The organism is Limimaricola litoreus (assembly GCF_024159025.1).
Taxonomy (GTDB): Bacteria; Pseudomonadota; Alphaproteobacteria; order Rhodobacterales; family Rhodobacteraceae; genus Limimaricola; species Limimaricola litoreus.
Genome location: NZ_JAMYXC010000048.1, coordinates 1 through 3,841, shown reverse-complemented (window position 1 = coordinate 3,841; position 3,841 = coordinate 1). Strand labels below are relative to the sequence as shown.

Annotated in this window: 4 protein-coding genes and 1 pseudogene; 3 read left to right on the top strand and 2 right to left on the bottom strand. The window is 70.8% G+C overall.

All coding sequences use genetic code 11. The features are described 5' to 3' along the window. Window positions 1-202 (bottom strand): hypothetical protein (locus NHG85_RS03840; RefSeq protein WP_253329998.1); only part of this gene is annotated, 202 nt, incomplete at its 3' end. A 1-nt stretch (window position 203) separates the two neighbouring features. Next, window positions 204-1,916 carry a flagellar basal-body MS-ring/collar protein FliF gene (fliF, locus tag NHG85_RS03835; protein ID WP_253329996.1) on the bottom strand — a complete coding sequence of 571 codons (1,713 nt, stop codon included), beginning with the start codon at window positions 1,914-1,916 and terminating at the stop codon, window positions 204-206. 143 nt (window positions 1,917-2,059) lie between these two features. Here fliF and NHG85_RS03830 point away from each other — a divergent pair, with 143 nt between their 5' ends. From NHG85_RS03830 to NHG85_RS03820, 3 genes and pseudogenes are all read left to right on the top strand, one after another. Beyond that, on the top strand, window positions 2,060-2,623 hold the full coding sequence (locus tag NHG85_RS03830; RefSeq protein ID WP_253329994.1) for a flagellar basal body-associated FliL family protein: 564 nt from the start codon (window positions 2,060-2,062) through the stop codon (window positions 2,621-2,623). Window positions 2,624-2,641: 18 nt separating this feature from the next. After that, the gene (locus NHG85_RS03825) at window positions 2,642-3,598 is read left to right on the top strand and encodes a flagellar motor switch protein FliM (protein ID WP_253329992.1); all 957 of its coding nucleotides are present in this window, start codon (window positions 2,642-2,644) and stop codon (window positions 3,596-3,598) included. Beyond that, window positions 3,582-3,841: pseudogene (locus NHG85_RS03820) on the top strand (hypothetical protein); the annotation flags it as partial. The gene NHG85_RS03825 and the pseudogene NHG85_RS03820, both read left to right, overlap by 17 nt.

The window sequence follows — 3,841 nt, the reverse complement described above, 5'->3', positions numbered from 1 at the left end:
AGAGCGCCTCGGCCTCGGCTGCGCGGGCCTCGGCCTCGGCTTCGGCGCGCCCCTCGGCGCGGCCCTGCGCCAAGGCCTCTTCGCGGGCTTCCGCGACCGCGGCGAGCAGCGCCTCATCGGTGTGGCGGGCCGCGGCCACATGCGCGACCGCGCGGCGCTCCTCGGCCAGCTCGCGGTCGAAATCGCGATCGAACAGCGACATCTCAGGCCTCCTCGGCCAGCCAGCCCTGCACCACCTTCAAGGAGGCCTCGGGCTCGTTCTCGACCATCTCGCCGACCGAGACGAGGCGGCGTTTGCCGATCTGCCCGTCGATCGAGGCCAGCGTGACCATCTCGTCGCCGTCATAGGTGGCAAGCTGGCTCTCATGCGGGAAGATCGCCTGCTGGCCCGGCAGGCGGGGCAGTCCGTCATCCCCGGCCTGCGGCAGCGCGGCCGCCCCCTGGGGGGCTGCCCCCTGCGCCGCCTCATGGCCCAGCGCCAGCGCCTGCGCCTCGCCCCCAGCCGCCCCGGCGCCCGCCAGCGCCAGCCCCGTGCCCGTCTCGGGCAGCACGCGGCGCAGCATCGGGCGCAGGCCGAAGCCCAGCACCGCCGCCACCAGCGCCAGCGCGAAGGTGCCGCGCAGGATCGCGCCGAAGTTCTGCGCGATGGTCTGGCCCAGCGACAGGCCGATCGGCGCGCCGACATCCATCGAGTAGTCCATGAAGCGCAGGCTGTCGACGGAGACGAGATCGCCGCGCGCCTCGTCATAGCCCACCGCCGAGCGCACCAGCGCCTCGATCCGCGCGAGCTCCTCGGCGCTGCGCTCCTCGTAGACCGTTTCGCCGTTCGAGGCGACGTTGTAGATGCCGTTGACCAGCACCGCGACCGAGATCCGCTCGACCGAGCCCGGCTCGCGCACCGTTTCGCTCTGGGTCGAGCCGATCTCGTAATTGACGATCTCGTCGGTGCGGGTCGAGGTCGAGGCGGATTGCTCGCCGCCGACGTCGCCGCCCAGCTCGGCGGGCAGGTTGTTGCCCACGCCGACCTCCGGCTCGGAGCCCGCGCGGTCCTGGCTTTCCTCCTGCCGCGTCTCGGTCGAGCGGACCACCTGCTGGTCGGGATTGAAGCTCTGCTCGCGGATCACCTGCCGCTCGGTCGACAGGTCGACATTGACCTGCACCCGCGCGTTGCCCGCACCGACCCGCGCGGTCAGCATCTCGGTGATCGAGCGCTGCAGCCGCTCCTGCATCGAGGCGCCCGCCGCCTGCACGCCCGCGTCGCCCTCGGTCTCCTCGCTCAGGATCGTCTCGCCCGAGGCCGAGAGCACGGTAACGCGCGAGGGCGCGAGCTCGGGCACCGCGGAGGCGACGAGCGCACGGATCGCGAGACCCTGCCGGCGCGAGATCGAGGAGGTGGCGCGGCCGCGCACGATGACAGAGGCCGAGGGCTCGGGGCGGCTGCGCGAAAACGCCTCGCGCTCGGGCAGCACGAGATGCACGCGGGCCGCGTCGATGCCGTCGATGGTCTGGATCGAGCGCGCCAGCTCGCCTTCGAGCGCGCGCAGCCGGCTGACCTGCTGCATGAAGCTGTTCATGCCAAGGCCCGAGGACTGGTCGAAGATCTCCCAGCCCGCGCCGCCTTCGCCCGGCAGCCCCTGTTCGGCCAGCGCCATCCGGGCGCGCGCCACGTCGTCCTGCGGCACCGAGACGATCGACCCGCCGCCCGTCAGCTCCACGTCGAAGCCATCCTGTTCGAGCGCCGTGACGACGCGCCCGGCGGTGGCGAGCGAGAGGTCCGAGTAGAGCGGCGCATAGCTCGGCGCGAGCGCGACGTTGAGCCCCACCAGCAGCGCCAGCACCAGCCCGAGGCCGGTGGCCCCCAGCGCAATGAGCCGCGGGCGGCCCAGGGCCGAAAGATTGTCGATGATGGATTGCACGCAAGGCCTCGCCGCTACGGGTCTTTGTGTCGAATCTATCCGCAATTCCGGGGATGGAACAAGTATAGTCATGGATAAGTTCTTGCCTGTTGGGCTGAAAGAACACATATTGTCCATGTTCCGATGACCCTACGGGAACCGATATGACAGATGCGACCCCCAATGCGATCGGCGCCGAAGGCAAGGCGCGGCCGGGCCGGCTGCGGCTGATCCTGCTCGTGCTGCTGTCGGTGCTGTCGCTGGGCGGCGGCCTCGTGGCGGCGGTGGGGCCGTCGCGGATGATGGAGCTCGTGGGGCTCGGCGGTGGGGCGCCCGAGGACGTGGCGGCCGTGCCCGAGGAGGAGGCACCCGGCGAGGTGCTGCGCGCGGCGCTGGCCACCGATCCGGCCCGCATGGCCATGCCGTTCGAGGAGATCATCGTCAACATCACCGCGACCACCGCCTCGGGCCGGCAGACGAGCCGGTTTCTCAAGCTCGACCTCGCGCTGATCTATGATTCCTCGCAGCCCGAGGCCGAGCGGCTCGAGGAGCGCCGGATCTACCTGCGCGACAGTTTCCAGGATTACCTGCGCACGCTCGACGAGCGCGACCTGCGCGGCAGCCTCGGGCTCGCGGAGCTCAAGTCCGAGCTGCTGCGCCGCGCCCGCGCGGTGGCGGGGAGCGACATCGCGCATGAAATCCTCGTGTCAGACATGATCGTCCAATAGGTCACAGCAATGAGCCGCATGAACCAGCGTACGCTTCGAGAGCCCGAGGGCGGTCTGCCCGATGGCAGCATCGAGGAGCAGATCATCCAGATGGCCTCGCTCAGCTACGAGCGGCTGCCGCTTCTGGAGGCGATCTTCGACCGCTTCGCCCTCGCGCTCGGGAGCGTCTTCAAGAGCTATACCACCATGCCCTCCGAGGCGGTGCTGACCTCCTTCGATTACCTGCCCTGCGGCGCCGCGCTCGAGGGCATCGGCGCGCCGGCGCTGACGGCGGTGGCGCGGGCCGAGCCCTGGGACGGGCGAATCGGGTTGGCGATGTCGCCCGAACTGCTGTTCTCGGTGCTCGAGGTCATGCTGGGCGGGCGAAGCGGGGACAGCCGGCCCTGGACGCCGCGCAGCTTCACCGCGATCGAACGGCGCTTCGGACAGCGCCTCGCCGAGCTGGTGCTGGGCGAGCTGGAGCCTGCCTTCGAGCCGGTGGGCGGCGTGCGGTTCCGGGTCGACCACCTGGAAAGCGCGCCGAACAATGCCGTGCTGGCCCCGCCCCATGCGGCGGCGGTGCGCATCACGCTCAAGGTCAGCTTCGAGGGGCGCGGCGGCACGCTCGATTTCGTCATCCCCGACAGCGCGCTGGAAAATGTCCGGCCATTGCTGTCGCAAAGCTTCCCGGGGGGCGAGTTGGCCAGCGACAGCGGCTGGCGCGAGGCGGTGAGCCGCTCGATCGAAGGCTCGGAGGCGCGGATCACCGCCGTGCTGCACGAAATGCGCATCGGCTTGCGCACGGTGCTCGACTGGGCGCCGGGCGACGTCATTGACCTCGGGGTCGACATGGATCACGAGGCCACGGTATCGTGCAACGGTCAGGCGATGTTCCGCGCCGCGATGGGGCGGCGCAAGAACGGCGCCGTCGCGCTGCGCGTGACCGACGACCTGGGCGAGCAAGAAGAGGAGCGCGCCGGTGACCCTGCTGATTGACGCGATGATCCTGGCGATGCTGGCGGGGGTGCTCGCCTATGCCTGGATGGTGGACCGCCGGGTGCGGGGCCTGATGGAGACGCTGCGCGAGCTGCAGCCAATGATCACCGCCTATGCCGCGGCGGTCGACAAGTCCGAGGAATCGGTGCGCGACCTCGCCTCCGCGACGCGCAGCCTCACCGAGGCGCCTGCCGCCCCGCGCGCCCAGCCCGCCAAGACCGGGCCGCGTCCCGGCGACAAGGC